This window comes from Actinoplanes lobatus (genome assembly GCF_014205215.1).
Classification (GTDB): domain Bacteria; phylum Actinomycetota; class Actinomycetes; order Mycobacteriales; family Micromonosporaceae; genus Actinoplanes; species Actinoplanes lobatus.
Map to the genome: position 1 here is coordinate 1,858,048 of NZ_JACHNC010000001.1, position 23,653 is coordinate 1,881,700.

Annotated in this window: 17 protein-coding genes; 5 read left to right on the forward strand and 12 right to left on the reverse strand. The window is 71.7% G+C overall.

The window, feature by feature from the left end:
• Positions 1-261 (forward strand): hypothetical protein, encoded by a 261-nt coding sequence (locus BJ964_RS08400; protein WP_188120152.1) that lies wholly within the window; start codon positions 1-3, stop codon positions 259-261.
• Here the strand turns inward: BJ964_RS08400 and folE are convergent.
• From folE to dacB, 6 genes are all read right to left on the reverse strand, one after another.
• Entirely contained in the window at positions 254-913 is a 660-nt protein-coding gene (gene folE / locus BJ964_RS08405; RefSeq protein ID WP_188126856.1) for a GTP cyclohydrolase I FolE, read from the reverse strand. The genes BJ964_RS08400 and folE overlap by 8 nt on opposite strands.
• A 77-nt stretch (positions 914-990) precedes the next feature.
• Complete coding sequence (gene ftsH, locus BJ964_RS08410; RefSeq protein WP_188120153.1) at positions 991-3,000, reverse strand: ATP-dependent zinc metalloprotease FtsH; 2,010 nt, start codon at positions 2,998-3,000, stop codon at positions 991-993.
• 252 nt (positions 3,001-3,252) lie between these two features.
• Positions 3,253-3,828: a hypoxanthine phosphoribosyltransferase gene (hpt, locus tag BJ964_RS08415; protein WP_188120154.1), complete on the reverse strand. Its 576-nt coding sequence runs from the start codon at positions 3,826-3,828 to the stop codon at positions 3,253-3,255.
• A 64-nt stretch (positions 3,829-3,892) separates the two neighbouring features.
• Positions 3,893-4,867 carry a tRNA lysidine(34) synthetase TilS gene (tilS, locus tag BJ964_RS08420; protein WP_188120155.1) on the reverse strand — a complete coding sequence of 325 codons (975 nt, stop codon included), beginning with the start codon at positions 4,865-4,867 and terminating at the stop codon, positions 3,893-3,895.
• Position 4,868: 1 nt separating this feature from the next.
• Positions 4,869-5,909 (reverse strand): zinc-dependent metalloprotease, encoded by a 1,041-nt coding sequence (locus BJ964_RS08425; protein ID WP_188120156.1) that lies wholly within the window; start codon positions 5,907-5,909, stop codon positions 4,869-4,871.
• Positions 5,910-5,961: 52 nt separating this feature from the next.
• Positions 5,962-7,401: a D-alanyl-D-alanine carboxypeptidase/D-alanyl-D-alanine endopeptidase gene (dacB, locus tag BJ964_RS47840; protein WP_188120157.1), complete on the reverse strand. Its 1,440-nt coding sequence runs from the start codon at positions 7,399-7,401 to the stop codon at positions 5,962-5,964.
• Positions 7,402-8,094: 693 nt separating this feature from the next.
• Between dacB and BJ964_RS47845 the strand changes: the two genes are divergently transcribed.
• Both BJ964_RS47845 and BJ964_RS08440 read left to right on the forward strand, forming a co-directional pair.
• Positions 8,095-8,619, forward strand: coding sequence for a hypothetical protein (locus BJ964_RS47845; protein WP_188120158.1), 525 nt, complete (start codon positions 8,095-8,097; stop codon positions 8,617-8,619).
• Between the two features lie 2,388 nt (positions 8,620-11,007).
• Positions 11,008-11,517: an inorganic diphosphatase gene (locus BJ964_RS08440; RefSeq protein WP_183224342.1), complete on the forward strand. Its 510-nt coding sequence runs from the start codon at positions 11,008-11,010 to the stop codon at positions 11,515-11,517.
• A 116-nt stretch (positions 11,518-11,633) separates the two neighbouring features.
• Here BJ964_RS08440 and eccD read toward each other — a convergent pair whose 3' ends face one another.
• Positions 11,634-13,055: a type VII secretion integral membrane protein EccD gene (gene eccD, locus BJ964_RS08445; protein ID WP_188120159.1), complete on the reverse strand. Its 1,422-nt coding sequence runs from the start codon at positions 13,053-13,055 to the stop codon at positions 11,634-11,636.
• 128 nt (positions 13,056-13,183) lie between these two features.
• Between eccD and eccCa the strand changes: the two genes are divergently transcribed.
• Positions 13,184-17,152, forward strand: a complete 3,969-nt coding sequence (gene eccCa, locus BJ964_RS08450; RefSeq protein WP_188126857.1) for a type VII secretion protein EccCa — start codon at positions 13,184-13,186, stop codon at positions 17,150-17,152.
• A gap of 138 nt (positions 17,153-17,290) precedes the next feature.
• Positions 17,291-18,604: a type VII secretion-associated serine protease mycosin gene (mycP, locus tag BJ964_RS08455; RefSeq protein WP_229806976.1), complete on the forward strand. Its 1,314-nt coding sequence runs from the start codon at positions 17,291-17,293 to the stop codon at positions 18,602-18,604.
• A gap of 509 nt (positions 18,605-19,113) precedes the next feature.
• Here the strand turns inward: mycP and BJ964_RS08460 are convergent.
• Genes BJ964_RS08460 through BJ964_RS08480 form a run of 5 tightly spaced genes read right to left on the reverse strand, consistent with a single transcriptional unit; the run spans position 19,114 to position 23,546 of the window.
• Positions 19,114-20,292 carry a MarP family serine protease gene (locus BJ964_RS08460; protein ID WP_188120161.1) on the reverse strand — a complete coding sequence of 393 codons (1,179 nt, stop codon included), beginning with the start codon at positions 20,290-20,292 and terminating at the stop codon, positions 19,114-19,116.
• 28 nt (positions 20,293-20,320) lie between these two features.
• Positions 20,321-21,034: an NUDIX hydrolase gene (locus BJ964_RS08465; protein WP_188120162.1), complete on the reverse strand. Its 714-nt coding sequence runs from the start codon at positions 21,032-21,034 to the stop codon at positions 20,321-20,323.
• Complete coding sequence (locus tag BJ964_RS08470; protein WP_188120163.1) at positions 21,031-21,582, reverse strand: TlpA family protein disulfide reductase; 552 nt, start codon at positions 21,580-21,582, stop codon at positions 21,031-21,033. The genes BJ964_RS08465 and BJ964_RS08470 overlap by 4 nt, the downstream gene beginning before the upstream one ends.
• The gene (nth, locus tag BJ964_RS08475; RefSeq protein ID WP_268248026.1) at positions 21,579-22,391 is read right to left on the reverse strand and encodes an endonuclease III; all 813 of its coding nucleotides are present in this window, start codon (positions 22,389-22,391) and stop codon (positions 21,579-21,581) included. Before nth ends, BJ964_RS08470 begins: the two co-directional genes overlap by 4 nt.
• 18 nt (positions 22,392-22,409) lie before the next feature.
• Positions 22,410-23,546, reverse strand: a complete 1,137-nt coding sequence (locus BJ964_RS08480; protein ID WP_188120164.1) for a CapA family protein — start codon at positions 23,544-23,546, stop codon at positions 22,410-22,412.
• Positions 23,547-23,653: the final 107 nt, after the last annotated feature.

A 23,653-nucleotide genomic window follows, 5' to 3' on the forward strand; every position in this document is an offset into this window, starting at 1 on the left:
ATGGCGAACGTCGAGGAAGTCAAGGTCAACGTGGCGGCCACGGTGGACGGGGCCCGGCAGGCGGTCGGCGGCATCCGGGCCGTGTCCGATCAGCTGGACGAGGCGCTGGCCCGGATGCGGATGACCGCGGTCGGTTCGTTCCATCCGGCCGCCGTGGCCGCGATCGCGCATCTGGAGCAGGCCCGGGCCCGCCTGGACGAGGCGGCGCAGCTCACGAATGCGGCGATCGACTCGGCCGATCAGTACCGCAACGTCATCTAGCGTTGATCAGGGCCATCGCCTCGGCCCGCACCTTGCCGTCGGTCTGGAAGCCGCCGCGCACGGCCGAGGTGACGGTCCGGGCGCCCACCTTGCGGATGCCGCGCATCTCCATGCAGAGGTGCTCGCACTCCAGGACGACTATCGCGCCGCGGGCGCCGAGCTGCTTCATCAGCAGGTCGGCTATCTGCGACGTGAGGCGCTCCTGCACCTGTGGGCGGCGGGCGAACACCTCGACGAGGCGGGCCAGTTTCGACAGGCCGGTGATGCGCCCGTCGGTGCCGGGGATGTAGCCGATGTGCGCCACGCCCTTGAACGGCAGCAGGTGGTGCTCGCACATGCTCTGCACCTCGATGTCGCGGACCAGGACGAGTTCCTCGTGGTCCGCCTCGAAGCTGGTGGTGAGCACGGTGGCCGGGTCGACCCGCAGGCCGGCGAACAGCTCCGCGTAGGCCCGGGCGACCCGGGCCGGGGTGCGCTGGAGACCGTCACGGTCCGGGTCCTCACCGACGGCGATGAGGATCTCCCGGACCGCCTTCTCGATCCGCCCGAGGTCGACGGCCTGCTCCACCGGGGTACCGGTGAGCTTGCCGTCGACCAGGCGGGCGGCGAGATAGTCGAGTTCGTCCTGCGTGCTGATTGAACCCTTTTCAATGTGGCGAGGCCCGCTGTCGCCGGCGCTTGCCAACGGCCCGGCACCCTCAGGCTCGATGCCAGATTGAAAAGGGTTCACTAGTTGCTGCCTTCCGCGCCGTTCGGGTTCTGGCCGACCGCGATCTGCCCGTCCGCCTCGGCCTGCGCCTTCAGCTTCTCCCGCTCGGCGGGGGTGAGCACCGGCGGCGCCTCGGAGGGCAGGCGCTTGCCGAAGCCGTTGAACGGCGACATCGGCGGGCGCTTGGCCACCCGGGCACAGATCCGGTTCATGTCCTCCTGAGTGATGGTCTCCTTCTCCATCAACTCAAGCACCATGTTGTCGAGCACGTCGCGGTATTCGACCAGGATCTCCCAGGCCTCGTCGTGGGCCAGCTCGATCAGGGCCCGGACCTCGGCGTCGATGTCCGCGGCGACCGCGTCCGAGTACGCCTTTTCGTGCCCCATGCTGCGGCCCATGAACGGCTCGTCGCCGGTGGTGCCGTACTTGACGGCGCCCAGCTTGGAGCTCATGCCGTACTGGGTGACCATGGCCTTGGCCAGGTTGGTGGCCTTCTCGATGTCGTTGCCGGCACCGGTGGTGGGCTCGTGGAAGACGAGCTCCTCGGCGGCCCGGCCACCCAGCGCGTACGCCAGGGTGTCGATCATCTCGGCGCGGGTCTGGGTGTACTTGTCCTCGGTCGGCAGGACCAGCGTGTGGCCCAGCGAGCGGCCACGCGGCAGGATCGTCACCTTGTGCACCGGGGCCGAGTGCGGCAGGGCGTAGGCCACCAGCGCGTGTCCACCCTCGTGGTACGCGGTGATCTTCTTTTCCTTGTCGCTCATCGCCCGGGTGCGGCGCTCGGGGCCGGCGATGACCCGGTCGATCGCCTCTTCGAGGTAGTCGTTGCTGATCGCCCGCTTGTCGTGCCGGGCGGTCAGCAGGGCGGCCTCGTTGATCACGTTGGCCAGGTCGGCGCCGGAGAAGCCGGGCGTGCGGCGGGCCACCGAGTCGAGGTCGACGTCCGGCGTGAACGGCTTGCCCTTGGCGTGCACCCGCAGGATCGCCTTGCGACCCTCCATGTCCGGGTTGTCGACCGGGATCTGCCGGTCGAAACGGCCGGGACGCAGCAGGGCCGGGTCCAGGATGTCCGGGCGGTTGGTCGCGGCGATCAGGATGACGCCGCCCTTGGTGTCGAAGCCGTCCATCTCGACCAGCAACTGGTTGAGGGTCTGCTCGCGCTCGTCGTGGCCGCCGCCCATGCCGGCGCCACGGTGCCGGCCGACGGCGTCGATCTCGTCGACGAAGACGATCGCCGGAGCGTTCGACTTGGCCTGTTCGAAGAGGTCGCGGACCCGGCTGGCGCCGACACCGACGAACATCTCCACGAAGTCCGAGCCGGAGATGGAGTAGAACGGCACTCCGGCCTCACCCGCGACGGCCCGGGCCAGCAGCGTCTTACCCGTACCCGGGGAGCCGAACAGCAGCACACCCTTCGGGATCTTGGCGCCGAGAGCCTGGTACTTCGTCGGGTTCTGGAGGAAGTCCTTGATCTCGTGGAGCTCCTCGACCGCCTCGTCAGCACCGGCCACGTCGGCGAACGTGGTCTTCGGCGTGTCCTTGGTGATCATCTTCGCCTTGGACTTGCCGAAGTTGAGCACCCGCGAACCGCCACCCTGCATCTGCGACATGAAGAGCAGCAGCAGGACCACGAGGATCGCGATCGGCAGCAGGTTGATCAGAATGCTGAGAAGAATGTTGTCACCGGAGACCGTGGCGTTGACCGTGCCGGAGATCCGGTTCTGGTCCTTCGCCTGGATGACCTCGTTCCAGATCTCGTCGGTGAGCTCGTACGGATACTGGGTCTCGATCTTTTCGGTCGACTTGTTGTTGAACGTCTCGGCCTTTTCGAGATCGATCTGGAGCGTCTGCTCCTTGTCCTTCTGGACGACCTTCTTGATCCCGGGCTGGTTCAGACGCTCAAGAGCGACCGATGTGTCTACCCTCTGGTAGTTCGGACCACTGGTGAAGAAAGAGCTCAGCGCCACTACGCCGATGATCACCAGAATGATCCAGACCACCGGGCGGCGGAAGAAACGCGTACGTTCCATACTGTTGTCGGGCGCCAAGCGCCCGGACCCTCCTGATCGGCGTCCTGGTCACCTCAACGTCGCCGCGTGGTGGGCGGCCCCTCCGGCGCTTGTGACGAGTACGCCATTGGTCACTCGACCGTACACCGTAGGTGCCGCCAACGAACCCGTGAGGCGGTAGCGCGAAGACCGGGTATCGGTGGGGAAGTCAGGGCGGTTCGTGTGCAAAACCGCCCATAACGACCAATACTGAGAACACGCTGAGAAAGCGGTTCAGCTACGGGCGTAGACCTCGGGCTTCAAGACCCCGACGTACGGCAACTCCCGGTAGCGCTCGGAGAAGTCCAGTCCGTACCCCACGACGAACTCGCTGGGGATGTCGAAGCCCACATACCGCACCGGAACCTGCACCTTGACCGCGTCCGGCTTGCGGAACAGGGCCACCACCTCGACGCTGGCCGGCTGCCGCGACTCCAGGTACTTCATGAGCCAGGAGAGGGTCAGACCGGAGTCCACGATGTCCTCGACGACGAGCACGTGCCGGCCGGCGATGTCCCGGTCCAGGTCCTTGAGGATGCGCACCACGCCCGAGGAGGTGGTGCCCTGCCCGTACGACGAGACGGCCATGAACTCCATCTCGGTCGACGGACCGTGCTTCCCCAGCGCGCGGGCGAAATCGGCCATGAACATGACCGCACCCTTCAGCACACAGACCAGGAGGATGCCTTCGTCGGCGTCGGCGTGGTCCACCGACACCTGCTTGGCAAGTTCGTCGATCTTCTCCCGGATCTGTTGCTCCGAGATGATCACGTGGTCGATGTCGGCGTCGTACCAAGAGCCATCAGCCATGGGCCTAGCCTGCCGTATGGAAGTTACCGTTCGGCCAACGGGGCCACATTCCGAACGGGACGCCTCACTTGATATAGGACGGAACCACCCGTACGAGGTCGTCCATGTGGCGAGCCACACGTATCCCGGCGGGCAGATGCACCGCTCCCTGGCCGTGCCAATCGGTCACCAGAGCATCCATGGCGACCACGTGCCCGAACCCCAGCGCCGCACCCGGCGCCCCCAGCTCCCGCGCCCAACGGTGCAGCACCCGGCCCCGGATCGCCGCCTTCTGATCGGCGAGCGCCCGCACCGACAGCCCTCTCGGCGACCGGGCCGACTCCAGTGCGGCGCCGGCGAGTTCGTCCAGCGCCTCGTTGTCCGCCGCCACCAGGGACGCGGTCCGCGCGAGGTTGCCCAGCACACCCGGGCCCAGCGCGTCGACCAGCACCGGCAGCACCGCGGACCGCACCCGGGACCGGGCGTACGCCGGATCGGTGTTGTGCGGGTCCTCCCACGGGGCCAGGCCCAGGGCGGCGCAGGCCTTGCGGGTGTCCGCCCGGGCCACGTCCAGCAGCGGGCGCCGGAAGATCCCCCGGCGGCCGGGCATCCCGGACAGTCCACGAGGGCCGGCCCCGCGGGCCAGCGCCAGCAGCACCGTCTCGGCCTGGTCGTCGCGGGTGTGACCGAGCAGCACGGCGGCCGCGCCCAGATCGGCGGCGGCGGTGGTCAGAGCTTCGTACCGCGCGGTGCGGGCGGCCGCCTCCGGGCCGCCCGGCAGGCCGGCCACCGAGACCGTGGCGATCCGCACCGGGTCGAAGCCGGCGTCCCGCGCCCAGGCGGCCACCGACCGGGCCCGCCGGTCCGAGCCCTCCTGCAACCCGTGATCGACCGTGACCAGGCCCACCCGGCGACCCACGAACTGGGCCGCCGACGCCAGCGCCAGCGAATCCGCCCCGCCCGAACAGGCCACCAGGACCAGCGCGTCACCCGGCAGATCGGCCAGCCCTCGGCGCACGGCGGTGCGGACGGCCGCCACCGGCGGCGGGATCCGGGCCATGTCAGCCGTGCACCCGGGTGACCCAGGCGTCCGGGTCGCCCAGCTCCTCCAGGCGGGGCAGGGTGAGCGGGGACTCGAAGATCCGGTTGAAGCCGTCCATGCCGACCCGCTCGACGACACCGTGCACGAACTTGCGGCCCTCCGCGTACTGCCGCATCTTGACCTCGATGCCGAGCACCCGGCGCACCGCCTTCTCCAGCGGGTTGCCGCTCTCCCGGCGGCGGTTGAACTTCGCCCGGATCGACTCGACCGTCGGGATCACCTCGGGGCCGACACCGTCCATGACGAACTCGGCGTGCCCCTCCAGCAGCGTCATCAGCGCGGTCAGCCGGTCCAGCACGGCCCGCTGGGCGGGAGTCTGGACGACGTCCAGCATCGAGACCCGGCTCTCCTCGTCGCGCAGCGCCTCGGACAGCGTCGCCACGCCCCGGCGCAGCCGCTCCAGGATGTGCTCGCCGCCCTGCGACGCGTCGACGAACGCCTGCACCTCGCCGAGGAAGTAGCCGCGCATCCACGGCACCGCGGTGAACTGGGTGCGGTGCGTGACCTCGTGCAGGCAGACCCAGAGCCGGAAGTCCCGCGGGTCCGCGCCGATCTTGCGCTCCACCTCGACGATGTTCGGCGCGTTGAGCAGCAGCTGGCCGGGCTCGCCGGAGAACACTTCGTACTGCCCGAGGACGCGGCCGGAAAGGTAGGCCAGCACCGTGCCGGCCTGCACGCCGGTCACCCGGGAACCGATCGCGTCGGCGAACGGGCTCGGCTCCCGGTCCCCGGAGAGCCGGCTGACCAGCGGGCCGATGACCTTCTGGAGACCGGTGATGTTCACCCGGGCCCAGTCCCGCCGGTCCACCACACGGACCGGCGGCACGTCGGTGTGCGCGATCAGACCGGTGTAGGCCGCCACGTGCACGGCCGCCTCGTCGGTCAGGGTCCGCAGCTCGGACACCACCTGGGTGGCCTCCTCGAAGGAGACCGCGGGGCCGGTCTTCGACAGCGCGCCCGCGGTTGCGGCGGCCAGATCCCAGTCAACGAACTGCGCCATGCAGCCCACCGTACCCGCGCGGCTCCACAGCGCACTCCGGTGAAACCCCGGATCAGCAGCCGCAGGCGACCAACCGGGCGGCGATGTCGTCCAGCGCGGCCCGGGCCGTGATCGCGTTCGCCCCGCCCTTCGCCATGATCGCGAAGACCAGCGGCCGCCGCTCCCGGGTGACCAGCACCCCGGCCAGGGTGTTCACCCCACTCAGCGACCCGGTCTTGGCCCGGACGATGCCCTGCGCGGTCTCGTTGGCGCTCGGCGTGGCGAACCGCGTCTCCAGAGTGCCGGACCAGCCGGCCACCGGCAGACCGTTGAACAGGTTGCTGAGCGCCGGCTGATCCGGGCCGGCGGCCAGCGCCAGGGTCTTGACCAGCAGCTCCGGGGCGATGGTGTTGCGGTTGGACAGGCCGCTCGCGTCATTGAGGACGGCCAGTTCGGCGGGCAGGCCCAACTCGGTCAACTGGTTCTCCATCGCGGTGGCCGCGCCCTTGAAGCTCGGCTCCTCGCCGGCCGCCAGCGCGACCTGCCGCCCCAGCGCCTCGGCCACCACGTTGTCGCTCTGCTGCAACATCCAGTCGACGATCTGCACCATCGGCGGCGACTCGACCTTGCCCAACTCGTCCCCGGGGGCGATCGTCGCCGACGCCACCGCCGAGGCCGACGGCGCCGGGTCGACGGCCGCCGTCTCCGGCGCCTCGCCCTTCGACACCGCCGACGCGGGGACGCCGATCATCTTGGCGAACAGTTTGCCGGCCGCCAGCGCCGGATCCGAGTGCCGCGGATCCCCGCCGTACTCGTTGTGCACCGGCTCGACCCGCCCCGCGTTGACCATCAGCGACTGGATCCGGGCCACCTGCCCGGCCGCGATGTCCCCGCTGCCCCAGCCGGGCGCCGTCTCCGACCCGGTGAACAGGGAGGTGTCCACCGTCACCCGGGTCGGCTTCGTACCGCCGAGCGCCTTCTTCACCTGCGCCGCCAGATCGTCCAGGCGGGCCGCCCCCGGGAAGAGGTCCTTGTCGTCCTCCTCGACCGCCAGCGTCGGGTCACCACCGCCGATGATCACCACCTCGCCGGGCCGCTCCCCGGCCACCACGCGGGTCTCCAGCCGGTGCGCCGGCCCGCGCGCGGCCAGCACGGTCGCCGCGGTCAGCACCTTCGTCGTCGAGGCTGGGGTGGTCATCTTGTCGGCGTTCCGCTCGTACAGCACCGTCCCGGTCGCCGCGTCGACCACCTGGACGTGCACGGTGGAACCCAGCGCCGGCGCGTTGACCAGCGGATCCAGCGCCGCCTTGACGGCCGCCGGGTCCGGTGCGGCGCCGTCCGCCTCGGCCGCCGCCAGCACCGGCGTCGGCGTCGGCTCCGGGGTGGGCGCCGCCGTCGTGGGCGCGGCGGTCGGTTCGGCGCCGAGCCATTCGTCGACCGGCCCGGGCCGCACCACGAGACCCGCTGCCGCCGCCCCCGCCACCAGCGTCAAGATCACAAGAGCGGACACCATTTTCGTACGGGACTTGCGGGGAACCGCCTCGCCCGCAGCGACGCCGTCACCGGTCCCGGCCGTAACGCCCGCGCCGGGCTGAGGTGCGGCTTGCGCTCCCCACGGCGGCGTACTCACCGAGGCGGTGTTCAACGGCACGGAGGCGCGCCCGTAGCCACCCGGGTCCGCCGGGCCGCTCTCCCCGCCACCGCGTCCCGGCCCACCGATCCCCGGCCCGCCGTTTCCTGGCCCGCCGTTTCCTGGCCCACCAATCCCGGGCCCGCCGATCCCCGGCCCGCCATGACCCGGTCCATCGGCCCAGGGTCCGCCGGCCGCGGGTCCGCCGGCCCGGGGCGGGGTCCCGCCGGGTGCGCCCGGCGCGGGTGCGATTCCGCCGGCGGGCAGCCCGAGGCTCGCGGTCCGGTCCGGATCCACGGAACGGCCCGGAGCAGCGGCCCGGCTCACGATCTGCCCGAGGTTGGCGGTACGTCCCGGGTCGTTCTCCTGGCCCGGAGCAGCGGCGATCCCGGAGCCGGGCGCCCCGCCGAGATCGGAGGGCCTTCCCGGTTCGAGGGCCCGCCCGAAATCAGCGGTCCTCCCCGGATCGAGGGCCCGCCCGAAGTCGGCGGTCTTCCCCGGGTCCGTGCCTTGCCCCTCGCTCGGGCGGCCAGGCACAGCGGCTTGACCGGCTCCGGACCAACCCGGCACAGGGGCGTGACCGACCTCAGGTCGACCCGGCACCGCGGCCGTCCCCTGCCCACCGTGCTGACGGGGATCGCCAGATTGACCCGAGTCGCCGACCTGACGGGGATCGCCAGGCAAACGAAGATCATCAGGCAGACGGTGGTCGCTGGGCTGACGGTGATCGCCGGGCTGACCCGGGTCACCGACCTGACGAGGATCGCCAGGCAAACGAAGATTGCCAGGCAAACGAGGGTCGGCAGGCTGGCCCTGGGCACCGACCTGACGGGGTTCGGCAGCCTGGCCCGGAGTACCGACCTGACGAGGATCGGCGGGCTGGCCCGAAGCGCCGACCTGACGAGGATCGGCGGGCTGGCCCGAAGCGCCGACCTGACGAGGATCGGCGGGCTGGCCCGAAGCGCCGACCTGACGAGGATCGGCGGGCTGGCCCGAAGCGCCGACCTGACGAGGATCGGCGGGCTGGCCCGAAGCGCCGACCTGAGCGGAGCCGGCGGAACGTCCATGCGTCCCGGGCTGCCCGTTCCCAGGACGGCCTGATCCGGCGACCTGACTCAGATCAGCGGGACGTCTCGGCGCTCCGGCCTGCCCAAGATCGGTCGGCCGGTTCGAAACGCCACCATGGTCCGGATTCGCAGTTTGCGCATCATGCGAAGCGCGGCCGGCCGGCCCACCGTGCGCGGGCGGCCCGGCTGCCCACGCACCGCGCACGGCCGGCTCCCCGGGCAGACCCGGGCCCTCGCCGCCCTGCGGGACCGCGGCACGGTCTGGTCGCGGCGGCGTCGAACCAGGCTGAGGGGCCGAGCCGGACTGAGGTGTCAAGCCGGACTGAGGCATGGTGCTGGACTGAGCCGTGGTGCCGGACTGACCGGTGGTGCCGTGGTCCGCCTCGGCCTGGGGCTGCGCCGGTGAAGCCTGGCCCGGCCGATCGTCGGCCTGGTCGGGGCGGTGGCCCGGCCAGTTCCCGATCGGTCCGGGGCCGCTGGGCGGATACTCGCCGGAAGGCGCCATGGGAAGTCGCCCACCCGGCGCCGCGGCTTCATCACGGCTATTCGGCACGGTCGGCCCGGATGCCGGTTCCGCGAAAGGCGCCCGCCCCGGCGCGGCGGCCGGCGGAACGCTCGGATGACCCGGTTGAGCCCCGGTGAAGAAGTTCGGCGCCATCGACCTGGACGGCGCGGTCTCGGGCCCCGGAACACTTCCCGGCCCTGCCTGTGCGTCCTGCCCAGGCCGCCCCACCTGCCCAGGCGGCCCCGGCTGTCCAAGCGGCCCCGGCTGTCCAGCCTGTCCCATATGCATGGCCTGTCCCACCTGCGCGGGCGACCCCACCTGTCCGGCCTGCCCTATCTGTGCGGCCGAAGGCATCTGCACGGCGCCTGTCGGCGCGGCCGAAGGCATCTGCACGGCGCCTGTCGGCGCGGCCGGAGGCATCTGCGGGCCGACCGCCGGAACCGAAGGCGACGCCTGCGCGGGCCGGGCCGCCCCTGAGGACGGTGGCTGCGGCACGATTCCCGGCCCGGGCGCGGGCGCGGCGGGTATTCGGCCGGACGCGGCCCCGGGCAGGAAGGCGGTGAGGTCGGTCATCGAGGCTGGAGGACCGGCCATCTGCCCGGCTCCGGACGCCCCCTGCGCCCCACCTCCCGAGCCGACTGTGGAGCCTGTGCCCGTCGCCGGCGCCTGTCCGGGCGCAAAAAGCTGACCAGGCGCAGGGGCCTGCCCAGACGTGGGCGCCTGACCGGGCGCGGAAGCCTGACCGGGCGCGGAAACCTGACCCGGCGCGGAAACCTGACCGGGCGCGAGCGGCTGACCAGGCGCGGATGAGCGACCAGCTACAGACGGATGACCAGGCGAGATCGGCTGACCAGGCGAGATCGGCTGACCAGGCGCGGAAGACTGGTCAGGCACGGACGGCTGACCAGGCGCGGGAGCGTGGCCAAACGTATGGGCCTGCGCAGGCGTAGGCATCTGACCGGGCGTGGACGGGTGACCCATGTCTGGAGCCCGGCCGGCGGCGGGTCCTTGTGGTGTGGCCGGCCGTCCGGGCGTACCGGATGGGTGTGGGTTTGCGGGTGACCGGCCAGAGTCCTCGCCGGGCGCAGATGCCTTGGGAATCGATGCGCTCCCGGAAGTAGGTGCCGGTCCGGTGGGCGAATGGCCGCCGGCCGATGATTGCGGAACGCTCGCCCGGCCGGGAGCCGGCACAGACGGCGGGGAAGCCCGGCCCGGAATCGGCACGGAGGGCAGGGAAGCCTGACCCGAAGCCGGAACGGACGACGGGAATGTCTGGCCCGCGGCCGGCGCGGACAGCGGGAAAGTCTGGCCCGCAACCGGCGCGGACAGCGGGAAAGCCTGGCCCGCAACCGGCGCGGACAGCGGGAAAGCCTGGCCCGCAACCGGCGCGGACGGCGGGAAAGCCTGGCCCGGAGCCGGAACGGACGGCGGTGAGGCCTGGCCGGAGGTCTGCGGCGCTGCGGATGGCGGGGTGCCGGGCGAGGACGGCCCGGCAGGGGTGACCGTGGCACGGCCGGGGGTGGACTGCGCGTCCTCCTGCTGCCAGGGGAACGGCACCCGGGCGCCGGGGCCCGCGGGCGGGGCGACGGCGCGGCCGGCCGAGGGGGCCGCGGGAGCGAATGAGGGATCGGTCACACCCGATTTATCCGGATATGCCGGAGCTGCACCGGCTGGACCGGCGGATCCAATACCCTCTTCGGGGCCGGGCTGAGCATCCGACACGCCGCGTCCCTCCGGACCGTCATGTGAATCTTGCCTCGTCACACGCCCCTCCTCACCCGTGGCGTCAGACTTAGGGGAGACTAGCGACATCCGGCACACCGTCGCGCGCGGATCCTGCGGGCCCTGCATCCAACCCCCGCTTTCCTGCCCGGCGGACCGGTCTATTCAAGCGGGCAAGCAAAAGGGGAGCGAATAATGGATTTCGACGTTCTGGTTGAGATCCCCAAGGGGCAGCGCAACAAGTACGAGGTGGACCACAAGACCGGACGTATCCGGTTGGACCGGACCCTCTTCACCGCGACACAGTATCCCGCGGACTACGGCTACATCGAGGGCACCCTCGGGCAGGACGGCGACCCGCTGGACGCGCTGGTGCTGATCCAGGAGCCGACCTTCCCCGGCTGCCTGGTCCGGGCCCGCGCGATCGGCATGTACCGGATGACCGACGAGCACGGCCGTGACGACAAGGTGCTCTGCGTTCCCTACGAGGACCCGCGTCAGGAGCACCTGCGCGACATCCACCACCTGGGCGAGTTCGACCGGATGGAGATCCAGCACTTCTTCACGGTCTACAAGGACCTGGAGCCGGGCAAGTCGGTCGAGGGCGCGACCTGGACCGGCCGGATCGAGGCGGAGGCCGAGATCCGGGCCTCCTTCAAGCGCGCCGAGGCCGCCGAGGCCGCTGAGGGCGAAGGCGAGCACTGATCGATCGCTCCCGCGAGACCGCTGACCGACCGCACCTGTGGGGCCCGCCCCGCAGGTGCGGTCGTATTGCGGGGTGTCCCAGCCGGCGGACCCGGGAGAGATAGCTCACACGGGCGTCAGCCCAGACCGGACACCGCACCGTAGAGGCCGGTCACCGCGCAGGCCACCGGGATCACCGAGACCACCGTGAGGGCGTCCAGCCAGTCGGCGGCACGGCCCAGGTAGGGCGACGGCGGGCGGCTCGCGTACCGGGCTCCGGCACCCACCGTGATCAGCGCGACCAGGACGGCTCCCGCGATCACCGCGGGCAGGGCGTCGCCGGCGCCGGTGAGCAGGTCGGCGCCGAGCGCGGCGCCGCCGGCGAGGCCGGCGACCAGCACCGGCACCCGGTGCCGCCAGGTGACGAAGAGGCGGGAGCGCAGCAGCAGCGCTGCCGCGCTGACCGCGAGCAGGATGCGTGCGGAGAGGGTGCCCGCGGTGGCGAGCACGGCGTAGGCGCCGGCCGCCAGGACGGCATGGCCGAGGAGCATTCCGGCGAGCAGTTCATCGGTACGCTCGACCGCCGCGAACACGGCCGCCCTCTGCGGTCGCTGACGGACCGTGTCGGCGCCGGGGCGGGACTGCCCGTCCGGAACCGCCGACTCGACGCCGGGCGGCAGGCTGACCGGCGGCAGCGGGGCCCGCCCGAACCGGACGGCGAGCAGCGGCAGCACCCCGATCCCGCAGACCAGCACCGAGATCAGCACCGCGGCACCGCCGGCCGCGTCGGTGAACAGCCCGGTGGCGGCGGTGAGCGCGCCCAGCAGGCCGACCGTAACGCCGGCCGTGAAGAACCGTGCCCCGGCCGCCACACCCGCCCCGGCCAGCGCCGACACCAGCAGGACGGCGACCGATCCGGCGAGCAGCTCCGGTCCGCCCAGCCAGGGCAGCGGGGTGAACACACCGCCACCGTCGCCGGAGGTGATCAGGAGCGCACCGCCGGCGAAGGCGTACGGCAGCGCGTACCCACCGAGGGCGACCCCGGCCCGGCCGTCGCCGTACGCCCGGGACGCGATGGTGCCGGTGAACGCCAGCAGCAGCGCCACGCCGAGCCCGGCGATCCCGGCGAGTTCCCCGTCCGGCCCGCTGAGCAGCAGGGCGGGCAGGCCGAGCGCGAGCGGGACGGCGGCCGCCGCCAGGGTCGCGGTACGGGTGGCGGCCGGGGTCCAGACACCGCCCCGGCGGCGGGCGCCGTCGGCGATGGCCTCGACGACGTCGTCGTACTCCAGCTCCGGCCACTCGTCGCCGGCCGGGACGAGATGCAGCACCTCGCCGTCGCGTACGCCCTGGGGGTGGAGGCCCTGAGCTGTGGCGAGCGCGACACCGTCGCCTCGCCGGAGCACCCACCCGCCGTGCTTCTCGCCCTCGTCGGCGAGGCCCTCGCCGGCGTGCCGGAGCACCTCGGGAAGCAGCTCGGCCAGTGGGACCTGCTCGGGGAGCGCCACGTCGACCCGACGGTGCGGTGCGCTGATCGTCACACGGGCAAGACCGACGCTCACCAGGAATTCCTTCCGTTTGTCCACAGCAACCGTGGTCGAGGCTGCGGGATCGACGGAACTTTACCTAGCATGGGCCGGTCGTGAAGTCCCGAGATGGCCGGGGCTGGTCACCGGTCGAGGGGGCGGATGTGGGCACCGTGATGGTCAGGCGTGCGGCCCGCAGGCCGGCACCGGAGATTCCGTCCGATCCGCTGACCGTCGATCCGCCGCCGGAGATCCCGGAGCAGGTGGCGGCCCGCTGGCAGCAGTGGCTGATGGCGCTGCCGATGCTGGGCGGCACGCTGGCCATGGCGATGATGATGGGGCAGGGCCGCGGCGGGGCTTATTCGTACGTGATCGGCGGCCTCTTCGGCGTCTCCTCGCTGGCCATGCTGACCACCTCGTTCGGAGCCTCGGGGGCGCCGCGCAAGGCGGAGATGATGTCCGCCCGCCGGGAGTACCTCCGCCATCTCGCGGCGCTGCGCAAGCGGGCGCGCGACACCGCCCAGCGGCAGCGGACCGGCCTGCTCTACCGCCATCCCGACCCGGAGCGGCTCTGGTCGACGGTGGGCAGCCACCGGCTGTGGGAACGGCGCGGCGGGGACCCGGATTTCGGCGTGGTCCGCGTCGGTCTGGGCCCGCAGACGCTGGCCACCCCGCTGGTGCCGCCGGTCGCCCGGCCGCTGGACGAGCTGGAGCCGATGACCGCGGGAGCGCTGCGCCGCTTCCTGGACGCGTACTCGGTGGTGCCCGACCTGCCGGTGGCGATGTCGCTGCGCGGGTTCTCCCGGGTCTACATCCGCGGTGACGCGCCCGGCACGGAGGGCCCGCGTGCCCTGGTCCGGGCGGTGCTGACCCAGCTCGCGGTGTTCCACGGGCCGGACGAGCTGGTGATCGCGGTCTGCGCCGGGCAGGAGGCGCGCGGCTGGTGGGAGTGGGTCAAGTGGCTGCCGCACGCGCAGCATCCGAGCCAGTTCGACGCGCTGGGCCCGGTCCGGCTGGTGGCCGGTGACGAGCCCACGCTGGCCGGGTTGCTGGACGAGGTGATCGGTTCGCGGCCCCGGTTCCATCCCGGGGAGAGCGCCGGCAGCGTGCCGCACGTCCTGGTGGTGGTGGACGGCGCGGAGCCGGCGAACACCCGGCTCGACGACGCGCTGGACGGACTGACCGTGCTCGACCTGGACACCGCGCCGCCCCGGCTGCTGGACCGGTCGGCGCTGGTGCTGGAGGTCCGGTCGGACGGGATGCTCGGCACCTACACGATGGATCACGAGGGTGAGGTGGGCCGGGCGGACGGCCTGACCGTCGCGGAGGCCGAGGCGGTGGCCCGGCGGCTGGCGCCGCTGCGGCTGGCCACCGCCCCCGACCCGGGCGGCGCCCCGACCGCGTCGGCCGAGACCGGGCTGCCCGAGCTGCTCGGCATCGCCGACCCGGAGAACTACTCGGTGGCGCACGGGTGGCCGGCCCGCGCGCCGCGGGACCGGCTGCGGGTGCCGATCGGCGTGAGCGACGACGGGGTGCCGGTCGAGCTGGACATCAAGGAGTCCGCCCAGGACGGCATGGGCCCGCACGGCCTGCTCATCGGCGCCACCGGCTCGGGTAAGTCGGAGATCCTGAAGACGCTGGTGCTGGCACTCGCCGCGACCCATTCGTCCGAGGTGCTCAACTTCATCCTGATCGACTTCAAGGGCGGCGCGGCGTTCGCCTCGATGGACCGGCTGCCGCACACCGCCGCGCTGGTCACCAACCTGGAGCACGCGCTGCCCCTGGTGGACCGGATGGCCGACGCCCTGGAGGGCGAGATGTCCCGGCGGCAGGAGGTGCTGGCCAAGGCGGGCAACTACGCGGGGCTGTACGACTACGACCGCGCCCGGGCCGGTGGCGCCCCGCTGCCCCCGCTGCCGACCCTGTTCGTGATCGTCGACGAGTTCACCGAGATGCTGAAGGAGAAGCCCGAGTTCATCGAGCTGTTCCTCCAGATCGGGCGGCTCGGCCGGTCGCTGGGCGTGCACCTGCTGCTGGCCAGTCAGCGGCTGGAGGACGGACGGCTGCGCGGGCTGGACACGCACCTGTCGTACCGGGTCGGCCTACGGACCAACTCGGCGCTGGAGTCACGGGCGGTGCTCGGCGTGCCGGACGCGTACGAGCTGCCCCGCTCCCCCGGTCACGGCTACCTGAAGTTCGGCACCGAGCCGCTGATCCGGTTCAAGGGCGTCTACGTGGGCGGGCCGATCCGCCGGGCCGGCCGGGGCCCCGGCACTACCGATCACGTCGACCTGCGGGTGCTGCCGTGGACCACGCAGCACGTGGCGGTTCCGGCCTCCGCGCCCAAGCCGAAGCCGGCCGCCGAGCCGGAGGGCCCGAAACTGGTCGACGTGGTCGTCGACCGGCTGGTCGGGCAGGGCCCGCCGGCGCACCAGGTGTGGCTGCCGCCGCTCGAGGTGTCCCAGGTGCTGGACGAACTGCTCGGCCCGGTCGGGGTGACTCCGGGGCGCGGGCTGGCCTTCACCAACCCGGCGCTGCACGGTCGCCTCCAGGTGCCGGTCGCGGTCGTCGACAAGCCCCGCGAGCAGATGCGTGACGTGATGTGGTTGCAGCTGGCCGGCGCGGCCGGGCACGTCGCGGTGGTCGGCGGCACGCAGAGCGGCAAGTCGACCGCGCTGCGGACCCTGATCTGCGGTCTGGCGCTGACCCACACGCCGGCCGAGGTGCAGGTGTACTGCCTGGACTTCGGCGGCGGCTCGCTCGGCACGCTGCGGGACCTGCCGCATGTGGGTGGGGTGTTCGGGCGGCTGGACGCGGAGGGCGTCCGGCGTACGGTCGGCGAGATGGTGACCCTGCTGGCCCAGCGGGAGGCCCGGTTCGCCGAGCTCGGGGTGGACTCGATGGCGGCGTACCGGAGCCGGCGGGCGGGCGGTTCCGACCCGTTCGGCGACGTGTTCCTGGTGGTCGACGGCTGGGCCACGGTCCGCAAGGAGTACGAGGAACTGGAGCCGGTCCTGACCGACCTGGCCACCCGCGGTCTGTCGTACGGGATCCACCTGGTGGCGGCGGCCTCCCGCTGGATGGACTTCCGTCCGGCCGTCCGGGATCTCTTCGGCTCCCGGCTGGAACTGCGGCTCGGCGACCCGTCCGACTCGGTCGTCAACCGGCGGGCCGCGCAGGCGGTGCCGGACCAGACACCCGGCCGTGGCGTGATCGAGCACCCGACCGACCGCAACCGGGGCCTGCACCTGCTCACCGTGCGGCCCGAGGTGAGCACGCTCGGGGACACCACCGGCCTGGTCAAGGCGGTGGCGGCGGCATGGGAGGGACCGCTCGCGCCGCGGGTGCGCCTGCTGCCGGCCTCGGTCGCGTACGCCGACCTGCCCGTCGACGGCGGCACCGGCCTGCGGCTGCCGATCGGCATCGCCGAGGCCGACCTGCGGCCCGTCGAGATCGACTTCGCGTCCGACCCGCACTTCCTGCTCTTCGGTGACGCGGAGGCCGGAAAGTCGTCGTTCCTGCGGGCACTTGCCACCACGATCACCAGACGGTTCCGGCCGGAGGAGGCCCGGATCATCCTGGTCGACTACCGGCGCAGCCTGATGGACCTGCCCGAGTCGGAACACCGGATCGGGTACGGCATGCAGGCTCAGCAGACCAGCGACCTGATCCTGTCCGCCGCCGGGTACATGCAACGCCGGCTGCCCGGCCCCGACGTGACCGCCCGCGAGCTGCGCGACCGGTCCTGGTGGACCGGTCCGGAGCTGTTCGTCCTGGTCGACGACTACGACCTGGTGGTGGCCGGGCCGACCAACCCGCTGCTGCCGCTGCTGGAGTACCTCCCCCAGGCCCGGGACATCGGTCTGCACCTGGTGCTGACCCGCCGGTCCGGTGGCGCGGGGCGGGCCCTCTTCGAGCCGGTGATCCAGCGACTGCGCGAACTGTCCGCGCCGGGTCTCGTGATGTCCGGTGCGCCGGACGAGGGCGCGCTCATCGGCAACGTCCGCCCGGCGAACCTCCCACCCGGGCGTGGTCGTTTGATCACAAGGCGTGAGGGAACCCGCCTGATCCAGCTGGCCCACCGGCCACCTTTTCGCGATTCCGAAAAATCGGCAGACTCTCGGTGCGATTAACCATGAAGGACCGCAGCGACACGCCGCTGTGGGAGAGTAATCTCCCTCCATCGACTGACCGTCCGACTGACCCGTCTCAGAATGGCGACGCCGACCCGTGAGCAGTGTGAGCATCGTGTCCCGGCCGGAGAGGCCGCGATGGGTGGCACCCGATGGCGGTGGCCGGTGCTGAGCCGACGGCTCAGCGCCTCGGCGCTGGCGGGCCTGATCGCCTTCGGCCCGGCACCCGTCATCTACTCCACCACCCCGATCCCGGCCGGCCACGGCGCCGGCGTCCTGGCCGAGCCCGTCGACACCGCCGGTAACGCGGTGCGCGCCGACCAGTGGCAGTTGCAGGCGCTCAACCTGGCCGAGGCGTGGAACTACTCGGACGGCGCCGGCGTCACCGTCGCCGTGATCGACTCCGGGGTGGACGCCCACCACGCCGACCTGGAAGGCCAGGTGCTGCCCGGCCTCGACCTGGTCGACAAGAAGGGCGACGGCGAGAGCGACCCGGTCGGGCACGGCACATCGGTGTCCGCGCTCATCGCCGGCCGCTCCGACGATCCGCAGGGCGTCGTCGGCATCGCCCCGAAGTCCAAGATCCTCCCGGTCCGGGTGCTGGACGAGGAGAACCGCTACGACGACGCCCTGATCGTGGCGAAGGGCGTGCGATGGGCGGTCGACCACGGCGCCAAGGTGGTCAACCTGTCCCTCGGCGGCAGCGGGTCCAGCTCCATCCTGTCGGCCGCGATCGACTACGCGTTCGCCAAGGACGTCGTGGTGATCGCCTGCACCGGCAACGCGACCGGCACCGCCACGGCCACCACACCGCGCTCCGGGGTGTGGTACCCGGCCCGCGAACCCGGCGTCATCGCCGTCGGTGGGCTCGACCGCGACGGCGAAGGCCTCTGGTCGGGTTCCGTCACCGGCAAGGAGACCGTGGTGACCGCCCCGGCCAACGAGCTGGTCGGCGCCCGGCCCGGCGGCTACTGGAAGGTCCAGGGCACCAGCTTCGCCGCCCCCATGGTGGCCGCCACCGCGGCGCTGATCCGCTCCCGCTGGCCGGACATGCCGGCCGGCGAGGTGGTCAACCGGATCATCAAGACCGCCAAGGACCGCGGCGACCCGGGCCGCGACCCGGAATTCGGCTTCGGCCTCGTCGACCCGGTGGCCGCGCTCACCGCGGACGTTCCGCAGGTGCCCGGCAACCCGCTCGACAACACCCCACCGGCCGGTGTCGCCCGCTTCGGCAGCGCGCCGGTCTCCGGGCAGGCCCAGTCGGCCCCCGACGCCAGCACCCCACCGAACTCCACCACCGCGTCCACAGACCAGAACGCGGGCGGTTGGGCGGCACCCGCCGAACCCGCCGACACCGGCGTCCCGGTGGCCCGGTGGGTCGCCATCCTGCTGCTCCTGCTATCCGCGATCGCGGCCGCGATAACGATCCGCCGCTTCGCCGACGGTACTTAGTCCGATTGCTCCGCTTCGCTCCGCGGCAAAACGCTGGGCCTGATGGCTCCGCTTCGCTACGCGGCAAAACGCCTTGTAACCGGTGTCGAGGCAGGTGATTTCCCGCCGCCAGCAAACCCCGCTGGCGTCGGCAAATCACTTGCCTCGACACCGGCGGCGTTTTGCTGGGGTGTTGAGCGCACCGCCGTCCAGCTCGGGTGACCGTCCTGCGGCTGGGACCAATGCCCCGGGGGGGGTGTTGAGCGCACCGCCGTCCAGCTCGGGTGACCGTCCTGCGGCTGGGACCAATGCCCGGGGGGGTGTTGAGCGCACCGCCGTCCAACTCGGGTGACCGTTCCGCGGCTGGGACGAATGGCGGGGGCGCGTGGCGGCCTGGCCGGGCCACGTGGTCGCGAACCCGGCAGCTCCGCCCGGGGCGGGCGGCAAAGGCGTGAGTGGGCAGGTGGTCGCCGGGCGCCACGGGGCGGGCTGTGTGTGGTTGGAGAGGCCTAGGCCGTACAGGGAAGGGGTTATGCGCACTCGCCGGTGCGGACGCCTCGGGTGCCTGTGCGACCGGCCTGGGCCACCGATGCGGCCTCGTCGGCTGTCAGGGCGAAGCCGACGTATTTGTCGTCGGCGGCGGCCGCGAAGATGACGCCGAGTACGTCGCCGTTGGGGTCGATCAGGGGGCCGCCCGAGTTGCCGCTGCGGACCAGGGACTTGATCGTGTAGATCTCGCGGGTCACATCGCCGGACTCGTAGATGTCCGGGCCGGTGATGCGGCTGACGTCGCGGACCCGGGCGGACTGGGCGTTGTACGGGCCGTCCTGCGGGTAGCCGAGCACGATGGCGTTGGCGCCGCTCGACGCCTCCTTGGCGACGAACGGCATGACCGGCGCCTTGAGGCCGGGCACGTACAGGACGGCCAGGTCACGCTTGGGGTCGTAGACGACGACCTTGCCCTCGATCTGGCGGCCGCCGCTCTCCACGACGACCTCGCGGGTGCCGGCGACCACGTGCGCGTTCGTCATGACGCGCTCCTTGGCGTAGACGAAGCCGGTGCCCTCGATGCGGCGGGAGCAGCTCGGCGCCGAGCCGAGGATCTTGAGGACCGAGGATTTGGACTCCTGCACCACCTTGGAGCCGGCGAGCGCCGGGTCGGGGGCCGGGACCTCGCGGGCCTGGGTTCGGGCGAAGCCGCCGAACACGTCCGGGAAGCCGTTGGTGTCGAGGGTGTCGCGCAGCCCGGAGGAGAGCGCCTGCACCTGCTCGGGCATCAGCTCGTTGATGCCGCCGAGGATGGCGCTGCCGCGCACCTCCCGGTTGATCGCCGGGAACGGGGTGGACTGGAACGGCACGGCCACCAGCCAGGCGGCCAGCAGCACGGCGACGATCGAGACGAGCGCTCCGCCGGCGTCGTCGAGGTATTGCAGGGGGCGGCTCTGGATGACCTGCCGCAGGTTGGTGCCGAGCCAGCCGGCCAGGGTCTGCCCGAGCACGGCCAGCACCAGGATGACGCCGAGGGCGACGACCAGGCGGACCGTCCCATTCTCGAACTGGCGGGCGATCAGCGGACCGAGCTGGAGACCGATCAGGACGCCGCTGAAGAAGCCACCGAGCGACAGCGCACCGATGGTGAAGCCCTGGCGGTATCCGCTGATCGCGAACAGCACCATGAGCACGATCAGGATGACATCGACCACGGGCACTCACTCAGCGTAGAAGTCGGGGTCCATCTCACGGCACCACCTCGTCCGGCGCCCCGCCGCGGGCGGCGGGCACCGGCGCGCTGGCATCCGGTAGCTCGACGACCTGTCCCGGCTCCCACGGGACCGCCCAGCCGGCCATCTCCAACATCGCCGCGATCACTCCCGCCGTGAAACCCCAGACGAGTAGCCCACGGACCTGGAAGGCGGGCCCGATCCAGCCACTCGGATGACGCACCCGGATACGGTTCGCGGGATCGGTGAGTTCACTGATCGGCAGCCGGGCGACATGGGCCACCTCGGCCGGCTGGAGCGGATGCACCGGATGGGGTTTGCGCCACCAGGCGAGCACCGGGGTGACGACGAAGCCGCTGACCGGGATCCACAGCTCGGGCAGCAGCGCCAGCACCTCGGCCGAGGTCGGGTCGAGGCCGACCTCCTCCTGGGCCTCGCGCAGCGCGGTGGCCGGGGCGTGGGCGTCCTCCGGATCGGTGGCGCCGCCCGGGAAGGCCGGCTGCCCGGCGTGGTTGCGCATGGTCGCGGCCCGTTGCAGGACCAGCAGATCGGGGCGGCCGTCGTCGTCCTCGCCGATCAGGACCAGCACGGCGCTGGAGCGCCCGCCCTTCCCGACGGGGCGGCGCAGGGCGGTGAAGTCCTCGGTACGGCATTCGGCGACCCTGGTCAGCAGCGGGTCGAACCATCCGGGCAGTCCGTCCGGCCGGTCCAGCACCTCACCGCGGCTCATCGGGTCACCGTAACGCCGGTATGTTTCTTCATCTGTTCGATCAACTGGTCGACGTCCATGGCGGCTCGGTGCACGTACATCCCCCCGTCGGCATCGATGAAGACGGTCGCGGGCAGTGTGGCCAGCCCGAGTTCGTCCAGGAGCTGTTTCTCCCGGTCGTACAGGGTCGGGAAGTTGACACCGCGGGTGGTGGCGAAGTCGGCGGCGGCGGCCCGGTCGTCGCCGATGTCCACGCCGAGGACGGTGAAGCGGCCGTCGGCGCGGTCGGCGAGGCCCTGGATGACCGGGAGTTCCTCGCGGCAGGGGCCGCACCACGACGCCCAGAGGTTGATCACCGCGGGCCCGCGCAGGTCACGCAGTTTCACTCCCTCGCCGCCGGTGAAGCAGGGGAGCGAGATGTCCGGAATTTCGGTAGCGGCGACACCGGGGCTTTCAAGAGGAGAGCAGGTCGCGAAAGGAGACGGTATATCCGGTTCATCGGGTTCGGTGGCGGCGGTGCAGGCGGACAGCGCCAGGGCGGCGACGATCAACGGGACGAGCCGTCTCACGGCTCCTCCGGAGCCAGGACCGCCACGGCCGGGACCAGGGCCGGATCCACGCCGGCGGCCACCGCCAGCTCACGCGCCCGCGGGCCCTTCAGAAGCCTCGCCGCCGGGGCGGCCTCGGTCGGGCCGGTGCCGAACGACGGGCACATCGCCTTCAGGGTGCAGGCCCCACAAGCCGGGGTACGCGAATGGCACACCCGCCGCCCATGGAAGATCACCCGGTGCGACAGCATCGTCCAGTCGCGCTTCTCGATCAGGTCGGCGACCAGGGACTCGATCTTCACCTCGTCCTGCTCGTCGACCCAGCCGAACCGGTTGGTCAGCCGCCGGAAGTGGGTGTCGACGGTGATGCCGGGGACGCCGAACGCGTTGCCCAGGATCACGTTGGCGGTCTTGCGGCCGATACCGGGCAGCTTCACCAGCTGGTCCAGCTTGCCGGGGATCCGCCCGTCATGGTGCTCCAGCAGAGCCTGGCCGAGCCGGATCAGCGAGTTGGTCTTGGCCCGGAAGAAGCCGGTGGGGCGCAGCAGCGCCTCCATCTGCTCCCGGTCGGCCGCCGCGTAGTCGGCGGCCGAGCGGTAGCGGCGGAACAGCTCCGGGGTGACCTGGTTGACCCGCACGTCGGTGGTCTGCGCGGACAGGATGGTCGCGACGGCCAACTCGAGCGGGTTGGTGAAATCCAGCTCGCAGTGCGCGTCGGGATGGGTCTCGGCGAGCTCGCGTGCCATCTTCCGGGCCCGGCGCTTGCGGCCCAGCGGCGTCTCCCCCGCGAAGCGCGAAAGCACGGCTGTCGCTGCGCGGGGTCGGGTCACCGGTAAAGAGTACGTCGGTCACGCCGGAGGCTTGATGCTCCCGTCCGCGGCGACGACGGCGGCGGTGTCGCCGAAGTCCGCCTCGGACAGCTGGGCCACCAACTTGCGGCTGCGGTCGTCGCCCTTGTTGCGGGACGGCACACCGGCGTCGTTGAGATAGGTGGAGATGAACTTCCCGCCCACGTACTTCCCGTCCCCGGTGAGCGAGACGTGCAGGATGCCGGAGTACTTGAGGTCGCCGTCGCGGGAGAGGGTGCGCCCGCCGCCGGCGAAGTTGCCCAGGCTGTAGGCGATGAGCTTGCCCTTGTAGAACTCCATGCCGCGCAGCACGTGCGGCCCGTGCCCCACCACGAGGTCGGCCCCGGCGTCGATCACGGTCCGGCTGAACTTGACCGGGTTGCCCCGGTTCTCTCCGAAGTAGATCTCGTTACCCGGCTTCACGTGCGCCTTGTCCGTCCCCTCGGCGCCCATGTGCACCTGCACCACGACCAGGTCGGCCCGCTCGTGGGCCTCGGCCACCACGGAGGCGGCGGCGTCCAGGTCGTTCACGTTGTTCGCCCCCGTGTACGGCGAGAAGCCCACCACCGCGACCCGGATCCCCTTGACCTTCACGACGGTGATCTGGTCCTCGGCCCCGGTGTGCTCGAGCCCGGCGCCCTCCAGCGCCTCCACGGTGTTGCGGTAACCCTGGGGGCCGTAGTCCTTGGAGTGGTTGTTGGCCGTGTTGAGCAGCTGGAACCCGGCCTCCTTCAGGTGCCCGGCGTAGGCCGGCGGGGACCGGAAGGCGAAGCAGTTGTCCCGCTTCGGGGTGCCGCACTTGGAGGTGCCGGTGTCGCCGGTGAGCGGCTGCTCCAGGTTGCCCATCACGAGATCGGACTTGAGCGAGCCGGTGACGGCGTCGAAAAAGCCCTCGCCGTCGTTGGCGGGCAGCCTGTTCGGGGCGTCGCCCATGATGATGTCGCCGGTGGCCGAGAGGGTGATCGACTCGATCTCGGCCGATTCCTCGATCGGGGGCCGGGCCGAAGCGGACGTCGGCGCCGTCCAGACCGGGGAGTCACTTTCCTCGCTACAACCACTCAAAGCGCCACTTATCAGAGCAACCGTCACAAGCAGGACGGAACGCTTCTTACTGGGGGAGGGGGGCTGCGAATTCATCGACGGGGACGATACCGTCGGCCGGCAAGCGGGATCGACCGACGAAAGGCCTGTCCTGATATGCCCGGACCGCTGAATTGTCATGAGCGGTCACGGCATTTCTGGTT